Origin of the sequence: Cedecea sp. FDAARGOS_727, from assembly GCF_012273235.1 — a bacterium.
Taxonomy (GTDB): Bacteria; Pseudomonadota; Gammaproteobacteria; order Enterobacterales; family Enterobacteriaceae; genus Cedecea; species Cedecea davisae.
Genome location: NZ_CP050966.1, coordinates 679790 through 698843 on the forward strand (window position 1 = coordinate 679790; position 19054 = coordinate 698843).

General features: G+C 43.2%; 18 protein-coding genes and 3 pseudogenes. 11 read left to right on the forward strand and 10 right to left on the reverse strand.

What is annotated here, in order from left to right; genetic code table 11:
• Positions 1-90: 90 nt before the first annotated feature.
• Positions 91-498, reverse strand: coding sequence for a hypothetical protein (locus FOC35_RS03355; RefSeq protein WP_172568130.1), 408 nt, complete (start codon positions 496-498; stop codon positions 91-93).
• A gap of 779 nt (positions 499-1277) precedes the next feature.
• Here FOC35_RS03355 and FOC35_RS03360 point away from each other — a divergent pair.
• Entirely contained in the window at positions 1278-2060 is a 783-nt protein-coding gene (locus FOC35_RS03360) for a GNAT family N-acetyltransferase (RefSeq protein ID WP_256380171.1), read from the forward strand.
• A 271-nt stretch (positions 2061-2331) separates the two neighbouring features.
• Here FOC35_RS03360 and FOC35_RS22730 read toward each other — a convergent pair.
• Together FOC35_RS22730 and FOC35_RS03365 are read right to left on the reverse strand one after the other, a co-directional pair.
• Positions 2332-2446 (reverse strand): annotated as a pseudogene (locus FOC35_RS22730) (transposase); the annotation flags it as partial.
• Between the two features lie 594 nt (positions 2447-3040).
• Positions 3041-4081: a CAP-Gly protein gene (locus FOC35_RS03365; protein ID WP_172570315.1), complete on the reverse strand. Its 1041-nt coding sequence runs from the start codon at positions 4079-4081 to the stop codon at positions 3041-3043.
• 231 nt (positions 4082-4312) lie between these two features.
• Here FOC35_RS03365 and FOC35_RS03370 point away from each other — a divergent pair.
• Positions 4313-4593: pseudogene (locus FOC35_RS03370) on the forward strand (IS3 family transposase); the annotation flags it as partial.
• Between the two features lie 199 nt (positions 4594-4792).
• Here FOC35_RS03370 and FOC35_RS03375 read toward each other — a convergent pair.
• Together FOC35_RS03375 and FOC35_RS03380 are read right to left on the reverse strand one after the other, a co-directional pair.
• Positions 4793-4999, reverse strand: a complete 207-nt coding sequence (locus FOC35_RS03375; protein WP_172568131.1) for an AlpA family transcriptional regulator — start codon at positions 4997-4999, stop codon at positions 4793-4795.
• A gap of 73 nt (positions 5000-5072) precedes the next feature.
• On the reverse strand, positions 5073-5675 hold the full coding sequence (locus tag FOC35_RS03380) for an inovirus-type Gp2 protein (protein ID WP_172568132.1): 603 nt from the start codon (positions 5673-5675) through the stop codon (positions 5073-5075).
• 1098 nt (positions 5676-6773) lie between these two features.
• Between FOC35_RS03380 and FOC35_RS03385 the strand changes: the two genes are divergently transcribed.
• From FOC35_RS03385 to FOC35_RS03425, 9 genes and pseudogenes are all read left to right on the forward strand, one after another.
• Complete coding sequence (locus FOC35_RS03385) at positions 6774-7772, forward strand: hypothetical protein (RefSeq protein ID WP_172568133.1); 999 nt, start codon at positions 6774-6776, stop codon at positions 7770-7772.
• 173 nt (positions 7773-7945) lie between these two features.
• Complete coding sequence (locus FOC35_RS03390) at positions 7946-8833, forward strand: GTPase family protein (RefSeq protein ID WP_172568134.1); 888 nt, start codon at positions 7946-7948, stop codon at positions 8831-8833.
• Positions 8834-9038: 205 nt separating this feature from the next.
• The gene (locus FOC35_RS03395) at positions 9039-9440 is read left to right on the forward strand and encodes a hypothetical protein (RefSeq protein ID WP_172568135.1); all 402 of its coding nucleotides are present in this window, start codon (positions 9039-9041) and stop codon (positions 9438-9440) included.
• A gap of 96 nt (positions 9441-9536) precedes the next feature.
• Positions 9537-10004 (forward strand): hypothetical protein, encoded by a 468-nt coding sequence (locus tag FOC35_RS03400; protein ID WP_172568136.1) that lies wholly within the window; start codon positions 9537-9539, stop codon positions 10002-10004.
• A 97-nt stretch (positions 10005-10101) separates the two neighbouring features.
• A pseudogene (locus FOC35_RS03405) lies at positions 10102-10230 on the forward strand (DUF945 domain-containing protein); the annotation flags it as partial.
• A gap of 111 nt (positions 10231-10341) precedes the next feature.
• On the forward strand, positions 10342-10812 hold the full coding sequence (gene radC, locus FOC35_RS03410) for a DNA repair protein RadC (RefSeq protein ID WP_172568137.1): 471 nt from the start codon (positions 10342-10344) through the stop codon (positions 10810-10812).
• A gap of 12 nt (positions 10813-10824) precedes the next feature.
• Positions 10825-11148 carry a type IV toxin-antitoxin system YeeU family antitoxin gene (locus FOC35_RS03415; RefSeq protein ID WP_172568138.1) on the forward strand — a complete coding sequence of 108 codons (324 nt, stop codon included), beginning with the start codon at positions 10825-10827 and terminating at the stop codon, positions 11146-11148.
• Positions 11149-11184: 36 nt separating this feature from the next.
• Positions 11185-11505 (forward strand): TA system toxin CbtA family protein, encoded by a 321-nt coding sequence (locus FOC35_RS03420; RefSeq protein ID WP_172568139.1) that lies wholly within the window; start codon positions 11185-11187, stop codon positions 11503-11505.
• A 113-nt stretch (positions 11506-11618) separates the two neighbouring features.
• Positions 11619-12452 carry a DUF4942 domain-containing protein gene (locus FOC35_RS03425; RefSeq protein WP_172568140.1) on the forward strand — a complete coding sequence of 278 codons (834 nt, stop codon included), beginning with the start codon at positions 11619-11621 and terminating at the stop codon, positions 12450-12452.
• Positions 12453-12958: 506 nt separating this feature from the next.
• Here FOC35_RS03425 and FOC35_RS03430 read toward each other — a convergent pair.
• The 5 genes from FOC35_RS03430 to FOC35_RS03450 form a co-directional block, all read right to left on the reverse strand.
• Complete coding sequence (locus FOC35_RS03430) at positions 12959-13882, reverse strand: LysR family transcriptional regulator (protein WP_172568141.1); 924 nt, start codon at positions 13880-13882, stop codon at positions 12959-12961.
• Positions 13883-14316: 434 nt separating this feature from the next.
• Complete coding sequence (locus tag FOC35_RS03435; protein WP_172568142.1) at positions 14317-15726, reverse strand: hypothetical protein; 1410 nt, start codon at positions 15724-15726, stop codon at positions 14317-14319.
• A complete protein-coding gene (locus FOC35_RS03440; RefSeq protein ID WP_172568143.1) occupies positions 15707-17215 on the reverse strand; it encodes a hypothetical protein in 1509 nt (502 codons plus the stop codon). Before FOC35_RS03440 ends, FOC35_RS03435 begins: the two co-directional genes overlap by 20 nt.
• A gap of 60 nt (positions 17216-17275) precedes the next feature.
• Entirely contained in the window at positions 17276-17785 is a 510-nt protein-coding gene (locus FOC35_RS03445) for a hypothetical protein (RefSeq protein ID WP_172568144.1), read from the reverse strand.
• Between the two features lie 8 nt (positions 17786-17793).
• On the reverse strand, positions 17794-19053 hold the full coding sequence (locus FOC35_RS03450; RefSeq protein WP_172568145.1) for a type 4b pilus protein PilO2: 1260 nt from the start codon (positions 19051-19053) through the stop codon (positions 17794-17796).
• Position 19054: the final 1 nt, after the last annotated feature.

The following is a 19054-nucleotide window of genomic DNA, read 5'->3' on the forward strand; positions in this document are numbered from 1 at the left end:
AATTGATTCTTTGAAAGAGATAGCCTTCCGTTAATAAAAAAGGCTATCTCATTATTGGCTTTGCGAATGTGGAGATAAGTATCTGTTGACTCAGGTACCCGCTATAATCGCAGCAAAACCAGCCCCCACAGCGACGGCAAATACCGCTACCAGCACCACAACTGTAGCAGTCGCTCCAGCCCCTACTGCAGCAGCTGTTTTACCTTTGGAGATATCTTTTCGCTCCAAGGATATCATGTCCTTATAAGGAAGCTCCTGCCCGGTACTGGTTATAATCCCTCGCAGAGTGGTGCTTTGAACAGTGACAGTATCACGGCTGCCATCTTTGAGTTTGTACTGAACGACATCGCCGTTATAAAGGGGGGGATCAAGCCTGTAGTATGTATAGTTATTGCTTAATTGCTGCTGACGTAGTTGCACCGGATCGTAGGACGAACATCCGCTCATCACGATAGTTGTCGCGATCAACAGTCCAGAAAGCCAATGTGGATTTTTCATTTTCTTATCCTGTGAGTTTGCTAAAACAAAACTGTCAAACCTGAGGGAATATAGCATATGATAAGCTCGTTAATAGGTCATTTTTTATCACACGAGAAAATCAACACTGCAATTGCATAGTGCCTGTATGTCAGACAGCTCACTTTTTGTTGATGCAAACAAACGAGGCGAGTAATTGATTGATTTTATAGTTCTTTATCCAATTTTTGTCTGTGTGAGATTTGTGTAAGTTCAGAATTAATCACTGGATAAATGACAGCGTCACATCGGCGAGCTTACTGCGATTGCCTAAGCGAAAGTGATGATAAGTTATCAAAAGAGATATTCATTTCTCCATCCCTTAGTGATACTGTTAAAAATTAATCTGCACGAAGCGTAGAGTCTACATATAAGACAGTCTACACCATTTCCTCGATCAAAATTTCTTTAAGGTTTAATCGCCATTTACTCTTACTGGATAGTGATGTCATTGTGTTTAGATAATATTTACTTACTAGTTGAGATAATACCTGTCATTCCAGTTTGTCAGAAACCAATTAAATATACAGGTTTACTGGAACAAAACATGGAAAATTTATTTCAAGATTCGCTCGTCAGCATTTACTTACACTTCATTATCTGATGAATACACATTGAAATAAAAAGATGAAAGTGACTTTTTATTTCAATAACTTTGAGGGGTTAAGGGTATTAACATAAATGGCTGGGTCCCGTCGGACTTCAACACATATAAAGAGGCCTATTCACGCTTTGGCGGAAGCATCTGTTCGCATCCGGATATACTTCGCTTTCTCAGTGATAAAGAGCCAGGACCATCTTTTTATGCTTATATGCAAAAAGGAGAGCTAATTTGTGCGACATATGTCACAGGCAAAGATATTCGCGCCGGCAGCGCCGCTTATCCTTTCCTGTTTGATGACATTATTATTCCTTACAATAAACATGCAAAAAGGATTTTTCTGCCCTTTCGAACAAAGCAGCTTTCCCCCTTTCATGCTGGAGATTTCTACAACTGCATTTATTGGCGTAGAATGAAAAGGAAAACATGCGTTGTGAAACCTGATTTTTCGAATGCCACGCATAAGAAGAGACGCCAGGCATTCAAAAAGTTTCTTCGGGCAGGCGGTGAATGTTGTCCAGTAGATCGTTTTTCTAATGATGAACTTAGTGATATTTACTGCACTCTGTTCAAACTGCGTTGGGGGGACACCCTCAAATGCTACTCAAAGGATGTCTTATCAGAGGTTTTTGGGGCATTACGTCACTTGGTTTTTGGTCATGTCTTAGTGATCCAAGGAAAGCCATGCGCTTACGACTTAGTGTTTAAAGCGGAGTGCAAGAAATGGTATTTCTTCGACTGTATCAACGGCGGGTACGATCCTACCTATACAGACCTGAGTGTTGGCAGTGTTCTTATGTATCTGAATATTCAGAGCGCAAGAGAAATGTGCGAGGCTCATAACGTGAAAATGGTTTTTTCCTTGGGAAGGGATAGTCCCAAATGGCATTACAAGCAACAATGGTGCAATACGTTTACACTAGGGCGTTCGATGACATTGTAAGGTGTTGAGTACCTGCTGTTTTATCCCAAACACAACGTTCCAATTAATGAACCGTTCATCATGTTGCTCAAATCGTTGATAAAGTCATATCAGGAATGTCTGGGCTTAATCTGCAGCTAATAAATTATGCGCGTACAGCCCCTTGACGCAACAGGCTGCTTGCAGATAAGTCTCCTTCACGATAATGCGAGTGACATAGTAACGATTAGCGAAAAATTGAACTCCTGAACGAGATAACAGGATAAATCCCGTCGTATTTCTTGTATCACGTATAGAATATGGCATCAGAAGTACCCAGCTTACGACAGATTTCGGGCATGCTTGTACCCAGTTCAGCCTGTTTCAGGGCAAAAAACCTGCTCTTCGGTGGATCTTGACTTTTTCATCGGCACAACCTCCGCTCAGGCTCTTCATCATGTCGGAACTCTGTTTCTGAATGGAGCAGTATTTTTGCTCAGGGTCACTTATGCAGGTTGGGGCGGATGTATAGGGAAAGTTTTCCGTAATTACTGTCGCTCTTTGAGGTGGTCTTTCCGATGACCTACGGGTGGCTGTCGTATGAATCACGGATGTAAGGAAAAACGGCATGTTATCAACGTAAGCGTCCAGCGAGAACAGTATTGACGGAAAGGGGTTATTCCGCAGGCAGTGCTACGCTCGCGGAGTTTTGCTTCTGGTAAGCCGGTCTTTTCGCATGACGATCTCCTCCGATGACATAATCAGTATGTCGGAAGATCTCTAAAAGTGAATGGTTCGGTTAAGCGGGATACTTACAACAAGGCGGCCGTTACCCACAGGCTCATTGCCTGTTTTCCCACCGCAATTATGGATAATTTTGCTGCATGCATGGCCGAGGGAGCACCATAAAAACAATAAAGACCTGCGGCTAATTACGCAGGCCTTTGTTGTGGGCATATATTTCAGGCGTGTTCAGCCCATGCCAGCAAGTCCTGAAACTGAGTCAGATAAGAGCGTCGCCGCTATGCCTGAATTTTCCGGTAAGCCGGGTGAGTATTAACTCCCCACAGTCCGGCCAGTGCACTGATGATGGCGCCAGCAAGCAGACCAAAGAATGACCAGAGTGCAATAACAGCTCCTGCATGAGCAGCGGCATCTGCTTTTTCTTTAGCCTGTTGCTTAAACTCATAGTACTGAGCTTTGGCTTCATTCAGTCTGCTTTCAAGTTGTGTTATGCGCTTGTTGACTTCCTGAGCGGTTTTTTCTCGGGCTTCAATAATGTTATTTACGGCTCTGTCGGCCTCCTCCGGAGACATACTGGTATTATCTGCCAGGGCTTTTTTTACCTCGTTCCTGTCAACACCCTGAGTAATGCTTTCAGCACGGGATTTTAATTTACTGCTGAGTTCATCCAGAATTGCATCGCTGTTGCCCGGGTTTACAGCCATATTTTTAACCGCTGTGGTAAGGTCATGTCCCGCATCCTCAAGCTGCGCCTGCAAGAACTCAGGCTGAAGCTCTTTAATGTTGCTTTTACGCAGGGCATCCATTATCTGCTGATTTGCCTGCCCGCCGGAGATCTGTGTGTTCAACCCCAGTCCTTCAGCGATATTTTGTCCGATATCAGTCGCCGCACCTCCCGCCTTCGCAGTCACGTTACCCAGACCGCTCAACGCAGATCCTGCAGCTGATGCAGTGGCACCCACGGCGTTTCCTGCCATGTGCAGAATGCCGCCCGCGGCGGCAAAGCCCAGCACGGAAGCAACAAGCAGTGAAGTGGCCCAGGACAAAAAACCATGAATGATACCGTCAACGCCCGCGAGTCGGCCTGAGACAAAACCACCGCAGGCCAGGCTCAGAACTACTGAGACCACGGACCAGGCGAGAACCGCCTTGTCTGCACCGTTAACCACATCATCTGACTGAGGGGAGAGCAGAGAGAGTCCAAGACTGGTGCCCAGAGTTGTCAGCAGCAGGGAAACGGCAATAACCGTTACCACCCCGGCGATGACGCTACCCCAAGAGACGCGTCTGTGGAGTTCTGCATCTTTTATCCGTTCCATTTTATTCTCCATTAAATATAAAAAACGACGCTGCATAATTCGCGCCCAGGATAATGATAGTAAAGTTTCTTCAATTCAGACGGACCAGTTGAATATATAGTCTGGCGCTGCACGTTACTGAACTGGGCTCTATCCTGTTTCTTTCATCTTTTGCAGCGGTCGCCTTCTCTAAAGAGGTGCGGGAAGTCATCCACCCTTTTTAGATATGAGAGCATATATTTTAAACATATTTTCAGACGGTTACTGTGGAGCTATTGTATAAAGCAAAGCATGAGTCGACGTGGGAACTGCTGGGACAACAGCCCAATGGAACTATTTTTTTACAGCCTGAAATCAGAATGGGTACCGAACTGTGGATACGCTAATTATAGCGAAGCAAATAGTTCAATAACGAATTACATCATTGGTTATTACAGCCAGCCCAGACCCTACCAATATAACGGTGGCTTAACACTCGATGAATCAGAGCGATTGTCAGGAAAAACTCTAAAACTGTGGCCAGTTTTTGTTGACCACTTCAATAGGCATGAAGTGGAATTAAGCCAGGTTAATGGAGATCGAAATCTGGTCATATCAGGCAAATGCTGTAGTGAAATACAGTAACGGCATGCAGAATCAGTCGTCAGCAGAAAGGACTGGAGCTCGGGCCGAAAGCTCCGCCTGCATTTGTCATAAATCCGGCATGGAGGATTTGTCGTAGCGTTCATAATATCAGCCTCTCGAGTCAGTGATGCGCTGCTGCAACCAGGCTTCCACTTCGCTCTCAAGCCAGCGAGAGCTTCTGCCCAGCTTAATGGGTTTAGGAAATTCGCCGAGCTGAATGAGTTTGTAGAACCATTTGTCGGTTAGGCCTGTGAGTTGAGTGATAAATGCCATATCGACAAATTTGTCATTGAGAATATCTGTAGGAGTGGCCATCGTTTGTTCTCCGTTGGTGGTGAGGGAGAAGAAGCCTGGTACTCGAATGGTGCAGACTTCTTCAAACGATGACTCACTGACGTAATTTTTTACCGATACTTCTGATCCGGGGCCTTCCGCCTCGTCCTCTGGGCTTTATCTCACTCAGCCAGAATACAGGGCCTTCACAGTCTTCTTTTTGCTCTTGCTTAGCCAGATAGCTAAGAATAAACGCCAGGTCCCGATAGCCTTTACAGTCTGAGTGGTGCAGGCATCTGGCACCATTAACTTTGTGGTAAACCTTCTTCTGGCAGTTCTCAAATATCCCCTCACCATCCGTAATGCTTCGCCACTCTTCAGCAATCACCCGCGCAGAGCGGTAACAGTTCCGCTTACGTTGTCCATCAAGATAAAACATGGCGTGAAAGTGCAGGCCATGCTGATAAGTGAACTCCATCACCCACGCATAGCCAATAACAACACCCGCTCTCATAACTCTTTCTGCCAGCCGGTACATGTCCATATCCCAGCGATCCCGATATCGGTAAACATAGCGTTTACTGGTCGTCTTATAAGCGAAATCCATACGTAGAGGAATGATGTCAGAGTAACGGTCGCGCATACGTTCCATATGCTCCGTCAGAGCATGAAATAATACATCGTTAAGGGTATAATTCTCGTTGATTTGATAAGTCATGTTATTTCTCTCTTGTGGTTGACACTGGATAAGAGAGATTCATCATATTTTATTGATTCAAATAATCAGTTTAAAAATATGTATCCGCGTTTACTGAATGATAAGTGGCGAGAGAAGATTCAGAATGATGTGATATTGAAAAATATCGTCATGAAATACTCTTCTGCAAAGAAATTGATTCTGAGGTGGTATTAAGTGCATCACCTGGCAGGGAATATTACCTGATGAATGAGAATGGTTTTTTTAATGTTATGGAGAGTTACTGTACTTACTTAAAGCAATGCATCTCTTTTAAATTCATCTGAGATGGCTTGTTTTATTAAACATGAGAAATTGACTTCTTTAAGTAACAATAATAATACCTAAATTGGCACGGAAATGTGACTGCAAGCAATGCTCAAAATACTTTCCAAACAACATGTTAATTTTTATCCTTACCATACTATCATCAACCTACATGACGAACCAATGCAAATCAGCATTCTGTAAATCACCCAAATATCACTTTTCAGAACGCTCGTAAAATTTAAATATATTTACGAATACTCTTTCAGACCGACAATCGAAATGCGCATCCTGAATAATCAGATACACTCTCCCTCTAACCGGATGAGGGAGGAGCAGACTCCGGGAACTCCTTCACATTCCAGCCCAATAAAGATCTCCGCTATTATTTATCACCAACAACATATGGTGGTGCTGGCTGTTATCGTATTTTTCCTCTCACGAACGGCTTACCCTGACAGAATATCCGTAACACATTCTGTCCGGTCTGATGCTGGTGTCTAAAAGAGGGCGTTTCTCCGTTCGTCCCCCGTTTACATATCCACTGTATATCGTTACTTCCCCCACTCAGTTCCATGGACGCTGACTGCTTGCCAGGAATGAAGATCAGAACAACCTTATCAAATCAGCGAAATCAGCAACAATCACATCATAACAGTACATTAGAATCAGTCAGTTACAATATCAATTGTAAATAAAAAACCACAGGAAAAGACTATAATACCGCTGCATTTACAGTAAAAAAGAGTACAATTTAGATTAAATTTCCCAGGCGAAGGTATCACCTGTCAGCCACAAAAAGGAGAACGAGGTATGACGATATGGGATGATTTTCGGGTGTTTGAGTTACGCAGGGAGGATAGGTTTTATGAAAAACCCGAACATACATGGGGTGACATCAGCAGGAAATATCTGTTCACCGCTTTCAGTAATAACAAGCCTCCTTACGGCATGTATGATCTGCTGGATAAGTTGTACCGTATCCAGTACACCAGTGGGGAACGAGACTTCCGGCGTCCCAACATGAATAACAGAAATCAGGAAATCATCCTTAGCGAAAGGATCCCTTCTGAAAACAAAAAAGAACTAATACGAGCAATTACTGAAAAAGAAGATACTCAGACTTACCTCAGCAATCATTATCTTTCAATGGTGAAACAATATCGCCAGATTGAAATGATTACATTTTCTTTTTATCTTCCCGATAATGATAACAAGAGTATTCGCGCAGAGAATACATTCACCAGGTCTCTGATAGAACTCAGAAAACGCTTTACCTCTTTAAAAAAACAAATAATGTCAGACCCGTTATATAAATCAGTTCGGGGTTATTCGCGACTTATCCTGATGACTGTCGGGCATCAGCCATTTTATCTTGTTAACTTCTTCTTCATCAAACATCCTGACGCCTGTGCCAGTGCCTATATTTCATCAGATATTTATGGTAAATGGGCAAATACCGGGTCACCAGAACAGCAGGAAGACCCCAGGGTTATTTGTTACAAGTTTTCTGATGGTCCGCGATTAAAAAACAGACGTGGCGATCCGTTACGCTTCCATAATGCCGCACGGGTAGTGGATGTTGGACAAGAGACAGACATACTTGATTTTATCGAAGATAAATTCAGCGGCGCCATCAGCCATAATCGAAAAGGGTACCTTACTTTCTTCCGCCTTCAGGCACAGATTTATAACAGCATTCCAGGAGTGAGAACCCGAACCAGTTCCAACAACTTCACTTACCTCAACACGGAAGAACGAAAGAAAAGGAAAAATAAAAAAGCAAAAATACAGATACGCAAGTCCGTATAAACAGCAGCAATCAATACCGCTGACTGCAGATAAGTTGTAGTATCTCGAATGACGATGAAGGGGTTTTATATTTTAAAAAAATCTCAGATATATATCATCCCAGAGAATTCCCTTCCGTTTACTTCAGTCAGGCCATCCATCCGTGATGGCCTTTTTATTATGTCGAGGCTTATATGAAACATCCTTCGGGCTATGCCCTTATCCGTCGCCACCTGCGGCGCTATCCCCGTATTCTGCGACAGCATCTTCTCCGGGAGCTCAGCCACCTCGTCGCGTATGAGCCTGTGATTGGCATCATGGGCAAAACCGGCGTCGGAAAATCCTCGCTGTGTAATGCGTTGTTTCGCAGTCAGGTCTGTGCCGTCAATGCCGTAGAAGCCTGCACCCGGCAGCCACAACATGTGCGCCTGCGTTTCGGCAGCCATTACCTGACCCTGGTGGATTTACCCGGTGTGGGAGAGAGCATCAGCCGTGACAACGAATACCGTGAGTTGTACCGCGAACTCATGCCACAACTCGATATGGTGCTGTGGGTTGTGAAGGCCGATGACAGGGCGTTCTCGGTGGAAGAGCATTTTTATCAGGGGGTATTCGCACAATACAGCGGACCACAGCCACCTGTGTTGTGGGTCCTCAACCAGGTGGATAAAACCGAACCGGCTGAACAGTGGAACTGGTTGTCAGCACAGCCTTCAGCATCACAGAGTGAGCATATTACGCTGAAGCGCCAGGCCGTCGCCCGTCAGATGGGAACAGCAGAGACGAATATTCTTCCGGTGTCAGTCAGGGGGCGGTACCACTTGTCCCGTCTGGTGGAGGCGATGATTACCCGTCTCCCAAAGCGGGCCCGCAGCCCGCTGGTGCCTCACCTGCAAATTGGGTACCGCACTCCCGGCATAATCACTACCGCCCGCAACAGCTTTGGCGATGCCGTGGTGGAAGTGATTGATGCGGTCATAGACCTGGCTCCGCTGCCACAGGTTGCACGTTGCGCGCTCCAGACCGTCACACATACCGTGGCCCGAGCTGCCCGGACCGTCTGGTCTTTCTTCTTTGGCTGACTTCCCCATCGGTAAACTCGTCTTCCGTTTCGATAACTAATTTCGCCCTGTCACGATCGATTTTGTCGATCGACCCGATCGGTTTTATTCATTATCCCTGGTAAATGTCTGGTTATAGGATTCCTCAGGGATACTGTATTCAGCCATTTACTGATTAAAAATCAATGCGATGAATCGCAGGAGCGCATTCGTCCGGAGAAAAGTAATGAAAAGGTTTTTTATGATACTGACCACCAGTCTGTTGTTCACCTCACTTCCTTCCCTGGCCGCCAGTGATATGCCCGTTACAGTGAAGGTCAGCCATGCCGGTCCTGAATGCTATGGCTGCGTCTATGTCACTGTGACAGCAAAAGCCAACACCGTTCTGATAAAGAAAATCGATGTTAACCGGGGAAAATGCCCGATGCTGACACACCGAAAAATAGCCTACAGGGGCCGGAACGTGGACGGCTGGTGGCCCTCAGATAAACCGTTCACACCCCGCAAAATGACCTTCGCTGACAGTGTCTTCTGGAAATTTGGCCATACTCTCGACTTTGGTAAAGCCTGCAATTTTGTTGAGGCCCGGGTGTTCACCGACCAGGGCACATTCACCGTCAGCCAGTGATATCGCCAGTATCACTTATTAACCCTCTTTCTTAACGCGTCTCACCACCTTCAGGAGAGACGCGTATCGTCTTAACCATCACCCTCATGGAATACTATGAAAAAGAAAATACTGCTTTCCACTCTTCTGATATCTGCTCTGACTCCGGCTGTGTCACAGGCCTTTGGCAATCGTGATGTCTGGGTCAGCGGCTATGCACAGGGGACGGCTGAATACACTATCCTCGGCAAGGGGCAGTCACAGTTGTACCTCAGCTGCGACAGTTCGGGTTCACAGGCTGCCAGCATTATCTTCACCGACGCCAACGGTCATCAGGTCAGCATGGACCGCGGTCAGACCCTGACCATGAAAATTGATAACGGCGAAGAAGCCGACATCAGCGAAAGCGAATCCCATGTGGGTTCAGACAATGTAATGTGGGCATGGAAAAAATTACGTAGCGGCAAGAACGTCATTGTCTCGGGTTCCGGCGCGAAACCGACAGCATTTACGCTCAAAGGCGCTGGTGCTGTGATTCCTGAATTTGGTGATAACGGCTGCGTACCGAAATTTGCCCTTCCGTAAGCCTTATCCACAACGTTAAAAACATCAACAATACACCACTTGCGCCCTGCTCATTCGAGCAGGGCATTTTCTTTTGTCTCACATACAGGAAATTACCATGAAATTAGCCAGCCGCTTTGGTCGTATCAATCAGATAAGTCGCGACCGACCCTTGCCCCATGAAGAGCTGGTACATCGTGTCCCCGGCGTGTTCGGGAATGACAAGCATGAATCATGCTCAGACCGGTCGGGTAAGGACACGATGTTATGCTGCGGCTTACCTCATGAGCCTTTTTATTCTCCCTTCTCCCAGGCTTTGCCAGTACACCAGTAAGGATTTTTATTTTAAGGATCAATTATGTCTGTACTTAATTTATCCCCCGTCTTTCCTGCAAATGAGCAACGAATAATCCGGCGAGCGCTGCGTTTACTAGATAAATACCAACGGCAACCGGGTGAACAGTTTCTCTCCACCTGCTTCACCAAAACCTGGCTTCAGCTACAGCTCGCTCATCAGGAGCGTGAAGTTTTTATCGTGATGTATCTCGACAACCAGCATCGTTTGCTTGAGCGGGAAATACTGTTTACCGGCACGCTCAGCCATATCGAAGTTCATCCCCGCGAAGTGGTTAAATCTGCCCTGAGGCATAACGCTGCTGCGGTTATTCTGGCCCATAACCATCCCTCGGGTTCGGCAGAAATCAGCCAGCAGGATAAACATATCACTCAGCGGATTGTGAAAGCGCTGGCACTGGTAGACGTGCGGGTGCTGGATCACCTTGTGGTTGGGAATGATGTGGTGTCTTTTGCTGAGCTGGGTTTGCTTTAAACGGAGGTTTTTATGCCATCAACACCGTCCTGCGAATGGGGACTACAAAGTGATATCACCCCGCGCTTTGGTGCTCGCCTGGTTCAGGAAGGTAAGCGTCTGTATTACCTTGCAGACAGGGCCGGATTTACGGGAAGTTTTGCACCAGAGCAGCTACAGAGCCTGGAACAGGCTTTCCCGCTGTTTGTAGGGCAACTGGAACATAGGCTGGATTCCGGTGATCTAAATCCATACCAGCAACATCAGGTGACCATCCAGCTTGCGGGGTTGACCTGTATAGCAGATAGCCGGGGTAGCTGCGGCTACGTTTACCTCACTATTTATCCAACGCAGTAAAACCCTCTCACTTCTTCTTTTCTCGGGATTTAACTCATGCACATCTCATCTGTACCGACCACGGTGCCGGTTCCATCACGCATGCCGCCCGTCCAGGTCTGGCAGCAACTATTAATGTATCTGCTGGAACACCATTACGGTCTTACACTCAACGACACGCCATTCCATAAGGATTCCGTCATCCTAGAACATATCGAGGCAGGAATAACGCTTGCCGATGCGGTGAACTTCCTGGTTGAACGTTATGAACTGGTACGCACTGACCGCAAAGAGTTTACATGGCAGGAGCAAACACCCTTTCTGACGGCTGTCGATATTCTCAGAGCCAGACGAACGACGGGATTAATAAATACTTAAATTCTTCGAGCTTCACTCCTGATTTATACCTCCAGACCTCTCTCCTTTTTTATTCACCGCATAATGCGCCCGTCACTTCCGGCAGGCGTGTTTGCTTTTATGGACGATTAACTATGCGAACAGAACCCGACGTATTAAAGGATAACAATGACCTTATCCTTTCGACAAATATTGAACGTGCAGTCACTGGCCGCGATACAGCGCTGGCGCAAATTGAGCAACTCATCCGGCAACTTGATGCTATATCAGGGTTAACGGCCGAGATCGGCGGGGGAACTGCGCAAGACTGGGCCATGAAGTCCGGGCACCGTTATGATAGCTGGCTGACAGAAAAGACGGATAAAGCTGTGCCTGCCATCACCCGCAATATCGACCGCAGTATCTGGCGTGATTTGATGCTGAAGTCTGGCATGCTGGCTTTGATGGATGCACAGGCTCGTGACCAGTGGCATAAGAACCTGGAGGAGGGCGAGCTACCGGCTATTAGTAAGGAGAATATTCTCAGCACCTTTGAGCAGTTGCATCTTAACAAAATGGATGTTTTTGAACGTGGTGTCATCAATGTATTCAAAGGCCTGTCGTGGGATTACAAAACCAACAGCCCATGTAGCTTTGGTAAGAAGATCATCATCAGCAATCTGGTGACGCATAACCGGTGGGGGTTCAGCCTGAACTGGGGCTGGCGACGCGATCAACTGGCGGATCTGGAGAGAATGCTGTTTCTGCTGGATAGCAAATCTATTCCCGACAACCGGGGTGATATCTCTACCCGATTGATGGAGCATATTCGGGATAATCCGGCGAAGAATGCTTACGAGGATGATTTCTTCAGTATTCGTTACTTTCAGAAGGGAATAGCACATCTGACGTTCAAGCGTTTGGAGCTGATTGAGAAGATGAACGATATCATCGCAAAGTACTATCCGGGGATGTTGGCAACGTGGTAGCCCATCGTTACAATCACTGAGCTCGAAATCGCTGATATTTTAGCGAAATACGGCTGGGGGCCTAATTGGGGGCTCCAGCATTTTTCGAACATTGAAAAACCCAGTTATAGCAAGGGACACAGGTTAGCTATTCGAATCCTGTAGGTGAAAAAGACATCAAGCGATGTCTTTTTTTATGCCTGAAATTCAGTTGATTGGCTGATTTGAGCGCATCGAAACTCTCTCACTTTGCATTTACTGAATGGAACAGCATTAATAACCAATGAGTGAAGCAGGTATCACACAGTTGCTCAAAAATATTGGGTAGCACCACAAGAGTAAATAGCGCGGATTCCTGTGCAAGATGATAACGATTCTGCATGAACACGTCTATATCACGGTGGGGTCGAGCGACAGCTTTCCTGTGTGGACAGAAATATTATGCGTGGCGGGTACAATCATGCTGATTATCATCTAGTCCATCGAAAAACCTCAGCCTTATGCCCGAGGTTATTTCACTAATAAACTTAAAGATGAGGCAAAGCATTCCATTTTGATTCGATAAATTTAGCAAAATGTCTGAACATAGGAGAATAAAATTTTCGATGCCTCCAGACAAGATAGACAGGCATGGCGGGGAGCTTCCATTGGGGTAGAACGGAGACCAGGAGTCGTTTAACCAAATATTCAGATGCTACCCAACTGGGCAGGATCATTATTCCATGGCCGTTAAGAATCAGGCCAAGAAGCGCCAGATAATTATTAGAAATAACTTTGGAGTGATTATTAATTGTCAATAAGAACTCTTCATTTCCGTTTGTTAAAATCATCTGCTTTTCTAACCAGTGGTGATTAATACCTAATAAAAAATGAGATTTCAAATCCTCCGGGTGCGTTATAACATTATGCTTATCCAGATAGCCAGGACTCGCACAAAGCAATAGATTTACAGGTGCTAACTTACGATGAATGAGATCCTCACTTTCCATAAAACCACTTTTTAACACCAGATCATCAAATTCCGGAGAATTATGACTAAACTCCCCCCCTTCGCGAGAATACAACAGTACCCTGGATAGATTATTTTGCTTAACATAATCAAGAGTCCAATGATTAGCCAATAGCTCGCAGATTAGAGCAGGTGCACAAAGCCTGACGCGGCCTTCTATATTTCTTTCAGGATTCTGAAGTGATGTTAATAATGAGCGAAATGCCTGAGCAATATCCTTAGCTTGCTTATACGCTATTTGACCGGCACTGGTTAACTCGAAGTTTTGAGCGTCGCGGAGGATAAGAGAAGCCTTAACAAAATTTTCCAGTCGGGATAATGACTTGCTTACCGCAGCAACACTGATGTTTAAGTCTTTGGCCGCACGAGATAAGCTTCTAAATTCAACCACACGAATAAAAACAATCCAGTCCTTCATTCCTCGATTATTACTCGTTTCCATATACACCTCTAATTTCACCTTTTAATTTAACGAGAAATAATAAGATGCCTACAACATAAAGTCCATAATTCGAAGGGACAGAAAAGTGAAATCAACAAACAATTGTGGATGGAAAAACAAAACTCTGGCAAAAATCACGCAATAAAGAATGGCGCATACCAATCCACCTCCGACAAAACCAATGAAGAAATCCCGATAATTAATTACTAATTTTTTCATTCACGCCCTGCTTATCACTAAATATTATTTCACCCGCCACTAAAGCGATTTATTAGAGCTAAAACGCCAACAAAAAAGCTTGAGCGTGTAAATTCCAGGTACATCATAAAGAAAGAAACAACAAAGAAGACAATAATTACGCCAACCAAGAAACCAACCCAGTACTGACTGGGTTTAAATCTATCCAAAACATTCATCTCATCGCTTCCTAAAGGTTATGCACTCCAAACAATACTGCCTTCCTTTATCCCTGATATATTCCAGCCGATATTTTTTGATGAAATTTTTATATCATCCCCTCCTGCAAAATCAATGAGGTAAAGATTAATAACGCTTCCCCTTTCTGCTATGTTTTTATCTGAACATTGACCAGAGGCTAAATCGTAGGCATTGTTTTCGCCCTTGCTGCTATCAGAATAAAAATCAGTCGTTGATGATATAGCATACAAAAAAAATGTAACGTCACTATCGAAGAAATTACTATAGGTTAATTTAAATTTAACAGGAATAAGTAAGTTTCCTGCATGTTCATTTTGAGAGGGCGTCATGATAATTCCGGTTATTTTTGATAAAAGAAGATCTCGTTCACCGGAGCATTGGGAAGGCTTGTATTTATTATCATCAACCATTTGAAACCCTGAATATGAGTAATCGAACTCAATTCGTTTAAAAAGCTGTCTGAGATAATCACTTACCGTTTTGCTGGTGATTAAAACGTTCATCTTCAAAACATCTGAAAACGTATTCTTATATTTATGATGCGCTTTTACATAAATTTTTATCAGGTCTCCATTAACAACCCATGACGCCTGAGGCGTTATTAAGAATGAATTTGCATAGATATCAGACTTTAAAAAATAACCTTTAGAGCTGGAAAGGGAGTACTCAACATAGTCAACATCATCACTTTTGTGGTATGAGATAGCAATACTATCATTGGTGTATAACGGTTCCCATGATATCTGTTTTTGTTTTACATCCACATGACTAAGCTTACCCGCCTCAGATTTCGTTACATTCAAGGATGTTATTTCATTTTCTGAAAATCTTTTGTCATAAACAATAAAGAGGAGATTTGAATTTTTTAGATCCACGCCGGAAACAGACCAACTCGCTAAAGGGAAAGACCAGCTATCGCTAATACCTACAAGGGTGTTAGTATTATTGTCAAATGAACCAGCGGCATTGCCTATTGAAACCTTTAATTTTCCTAAGTAGTCAGCGGGGATTATTTTTTGGACTTCGTCATCCACGATCAAGCCATAAATTTGATCTTTGTACAAACTAATTAATACATGCATATTATTACCATAGCCATCCAAGAATTTTTTTAATTTAGAATCTGATTGTTCCTGGAGCATATAGGGATATAAACAAGACACATCAAGTTTCCATGGCTTGCCGCCATTAGAAAAAAATTCACTTTTAATATCCTGAGAATTTATTTTTATATATGAAGAAAGCGCCATAGAAATCTCAGAATAATTGCCTATGGTAATTAAATTCATTTGATCCATATGTCGGGAGCGATAATAACCGGTACCCGCAACCAAAATCAGGCAAGAAAAAATAATAACAACTGCAACTTCAATGAGAGAGAGGCCTTTACTGATAAATGGATTCATGGTCTCTCCATATATTTGCAGTTTCACCAGTTAGTGTCACAAAAATTGGTTTCCACAAAGGACTGCCTCCATCCCAATGTTGATTGGATAAAGAATAATCATGTTTATCAATTCGAATCCCAAATCGTATATTTTTACTGTCTGATTTAAGACAACGACCGGTAATAAGAGAGAAACCATTGCCAGAGACATCCACACCCGGGATCAATGGCGAATGATTATCACGTCTGTCATAGGTACCCCATGACAGAGTCCTAAAGGGTACTGTCGATGGATTTGATATTTTTAATGTTAAAATACTCTGATTATCAATGAGTAGCGATATAACATGAGGAATTAAGTAGGGGGAATACTCCTTCGATCTTACTAAGTCAAGTTGCACACCTTCAACATCAATACCCGCAGGGTTATCTCCAGTCTTCTGTACATCACTGCATTCCCCCGTATCACTTCTTGTATTATTTTTTGGTTCCACAGGAACAGAAAAATCATGGTTAAATAGATTCGCCTGAACTTTAAAACTAATTTTGTGGAACAAACTACCATTGAAATCTTCAATACTAATGTTGCTACCATTTTGGGGCATCACAATAGCATCTCCTTCATGCCCAGCGGGATCTACAGGAATAATCTTTAGAATAATTTTCATGCCAATGTATTTTTCAGAAATAAATATTTTGTTTTCAGTGCCCATATAATGACCACGCGTGATGATGTTATTACTGTCGACATCAATAACTTCCACTACAATGTCTTTATTAATGCTATTATTGGTCACAATAAGCGCGTCACTCCTGTAAAGAGGGTTCCATATACCACCATTGAGTAATGATACTTCTTCGCCAGCAACAAGGCCTTGAATATTCAATTTATCAGAGGACAACGTTGGTTTGTTTAGATAGTCGGACTCATCAATAATGGGTTCCCAGGAACTTAAATTGAAAACACAATCATTAATGTTTTTTATTAACGGGTCATTGAATATTGATGGGTAATCAGACCGATTAAATGCCCATCCGCCTAACGCTCCAGTCACCATGGAAGAACCATTAATCGATACAACACCACCACTAAATCCAAGATTGTTTATTACTGATAATTTTTTAATATTACTTAAGCACAGTAATGTCATCCCCACCAAATGATCCGGTTGGTTACCCGTGGCCTGCAGTTTGATGATATAGTTGTTTTCCGATCCAGTAAGATAATCACTTTCATATTTTGAATGTGGCAGGTATCCACTCTTAACAAGAGTTGAAATTTTTACTTCCAGTGGAAATTTTGTGTCGTCAGAAACTTTTAAATTTTCTAAATATGCATTAAGCGCATCAGATACCGCCCTAACCTGGTCTGAAATGATCTTTGATTCTAAATATTTGCTACGAATGGATATCTGCTCAGCGACGAATAATGACAATATAGTCAGTGCTATCAGGAAGAATGCAACTTCAAGCAAAGATATCCCTTTACAGAATAACATACCCTTCATGTTATAAATCTCCGTTATATCAAACGGTATGAAGCCCTTTGATGATCGGCTACATTCATTTTAATTTCCAACAAAGTTAATCAAAAAAAATTGGCCAGGTTTCTTAATCAAGGCCTGCTCTTTAATTGAACAGATCTCATTTGGTATCAGAGTAGAGCTGCCACTCAGTACGCTGACTCGCCTACGTGAATATTTTTCCGCATAAGCAAATACCTGATTTTCGTTGAATCCAAACTTTAAGATATTATTCACATTATTTGAAATGAAGAAAGTAAATACATAACCATTATTGTAACATGAGACTATTTGTTTTTCGTCATTAAGACCTGAAGGTCTAAAAAAATCAGCCATGAACTTGGTTGCAGGCACATACCCTTTGTTGAAATTTTTCTGATGGCAATTATTTTTGTCTGAACTGCAATACGCCACCAGGTTTAGCTGATGATTCAGTATTTGATGAGCATATATTTGATTTTCTGATTTCACTACGGCCAGAGTATCAGCCAAGAAAGACGACTGCGTAATAGTGTAAATCATGGCAAGTAAAAGTAAAAAGAGTTCCCCATTCATAAATCACCTTAATTATCCACATTCGAATTACTCTTTATTTCATAAAAGGTGCCGTCGATAGACCAACTAGAATTTGTGACATCATAGATAATACTAGTAATGACAGAACCGTCATAATCATCAAATAGAGGAATCAAAATCTCCGGGTTGTAGTTGAATTTTATTTCAAAATCCACACATGTAAACTGCCTGTCATACTTAACTTCGTTTGTAGACATCTCACCACAAGCCCTCTCCTGAGCGACAGTGGCATTCAGGAAGGTGTTGTCAAACCGCCGTAATATTTTATCTCTGGTATGCCCGTAGAGTGCTTCAGAGGATAACTCTCCAATCATTTTTCCCCGGAGGGGAAAATGTATACTAATACCTTGCTCACTTTCTAAGTCCGCAACCCCAGCATGATCGTGAATGTATCTTAATAAGGAATCAGGGATGTAATCAGTAGAGCCGAAAACTCTAACCAACTTAAAACTAATCCCTGTAGCGTTACACACTACCGAGTTATCTAAACTATAGCCCGGTGCTGAAAATGCTAAGGCCAGATTATGCTGAACTTCATGGCGGCATTCTTTTATAAAGACGCCAGGTAATAAACTATTAACCTGTGGAAAAACGTTATGTTTCTTAATTGCAGTGTTGGTCATAGAGACAGAGTAAACCGGCTGATGTAAATTCTTTTTGATCGTTACGCCAAGAACAAGTAATGCCAGAAGAACCCCAGTGCCAAGAAGGTGGATCTTTCTAATTTTAAATTTTATGCATTTAATTTTTACTTTTTTTATCCTGGATAGATCATTTAGTGAGAAATCATCTGTCCTTTGCGACTGCGCCCACGCCTCCGGGCAAATGACTTTATCCCACTTTATATCGTTAACGCTTGAACAAAAACTTTCATATGCCGCATCCTCATTGTCAAAGGCCTTATCAATAAGAATAGTATTACTTCCATCAATGGCTAAAACGTACCAATAATTTTCATCTAGCGACCATGCGCCTAAGAAAGGAGAGTCAAGGGCCAGGGCGAGCATAGCGGGAAGAACAGGCATGCCAACGGTATGACCCAACGCTGAATCCGCAAGACCATAGCATATTGAATTATCGTTATTTTTAAATTCACAGAACAGATCTGTATCAACCTGTTCTGTTTCTATTTTTATATTTTTTTTAAATTCCTCTCGCGTATCTGAGATACTCCAAAGAAGATTGATGGCAAACTCTTTTTTATGAACAGTCACCGTGCCTATGTCTTGATTGAAAGAAATACCCATG

Coding starts and splice junctions, on each gene's coding strand:
- FOC35_RS03355 (WP_172568130.1), bottom strand. CDS start 498: ATGAAAAATCCACATTGGCTTTCTGGACTGTTGATCGCGACAACTATC.
- FOC35_RS03365 (WP_172570315.1), bottom strand. CDS start 4,081: ATGGAACGGATAAAAGATGCAGAACTCCACAGACGCGTCTCTTGGGGT.
- FOC35_RS03375 (WP_172568131.1), bottom strand. CDS start 4,999: ATGGCCACTCCTACAGATATTCTCAATGACAAATTTGTCGATATGGCA.
- FOC35_RS03380 (WP_172568132.1), bottom strand. CDS start 5,675: ATGACTTATCAAATCAACGAGAATTATACCCTTAACGATGTATTATTT.
- FOC35_RS03385 (WP_172568133.1), top strand. CDS start 6,774: ATGACGATATGGGATGATTTTCGGGTGTTTGAGTTACGCAGGGAGGAT.
- FOC35_RS03390 (WP_172568134.1), top strand. CDS start 7,946: ATGAAACATCCTTCGGGCTATGCCCTTATCCGTCGCCACCTGCGGCGC.
- FOC35_RS03395 (WP_172568135.1), top strand. CDS start 9,039: ATGAAAAGGTTTTTTATGATACTGACCACCAGTCTGTTGTTCACCTCA.
- FOC35_RS03400 (WP_172568136.1), top strand. CDS start 9,537: ATGAAAAAGAAAATACTGCTTTCCACTCTTCTGATATCTGCTCTGACT.
- radC (WP_172568137.1), top strand. CDS start 10,342: ATGTCTGTACTTAATTTATCCCCCGTCTTTCCTGCAAATGAGCAACGA.
- FOC35_RS03415 (WP_172568138.1), top strand. CDS start 10,825: ATGCCATCAACACCGTCCTGCGAATGGGGACTACAAAGTGATATCACC.
- FOC35_RS03420 (WP_172568139.1), top strand. CDS start 11,185: ATGCACATCTCATCTGTACCGACCACGGTGCCGGTTCCATCACGCATG.
- FOC35_RS03425 (WP_172568140.1), top strand. CDS start 11,619: ATGCGAACAGAACCCGACGTATTAAAGGATAACAATGACCTTATCCTT.
- FOC35_RS03430 (WP_172568141.1), bottom strand. CDS start 13,882: ATGGAAACGAGTAATAATCGAGGAATGAAGGACTGGATTGTTTTTATT.
- FOC35_RS03435 (WP_172568142.1), bottom strand. CDS start 15,726: ATGAATCCATTTATCAGTAAAGGCCTCTCTCTCATTGAAGTTGCAGTT.
- FOC35_RS03440 (WP_172568143.1), bottom strand. CDS start 17,215: ATGAAGGGTATGTTATTCTGTAAAGGGATATCTTTGCTTGAAGTTGCA.
- FOC35_RS03445 (WP_172568144.1), bottom strand. CDS start 17,785: ATGAATGGGGAACTCTTTTTACTTTTACTTGCCATGATTTACACTATT.
- FOC35_RS03450 (WP_172568145.1), bottom strand. CDS start 19,053: ATGGGTATTTCTTTCAATCAAGACATAGGCACGGTGACTGTTCATAAA.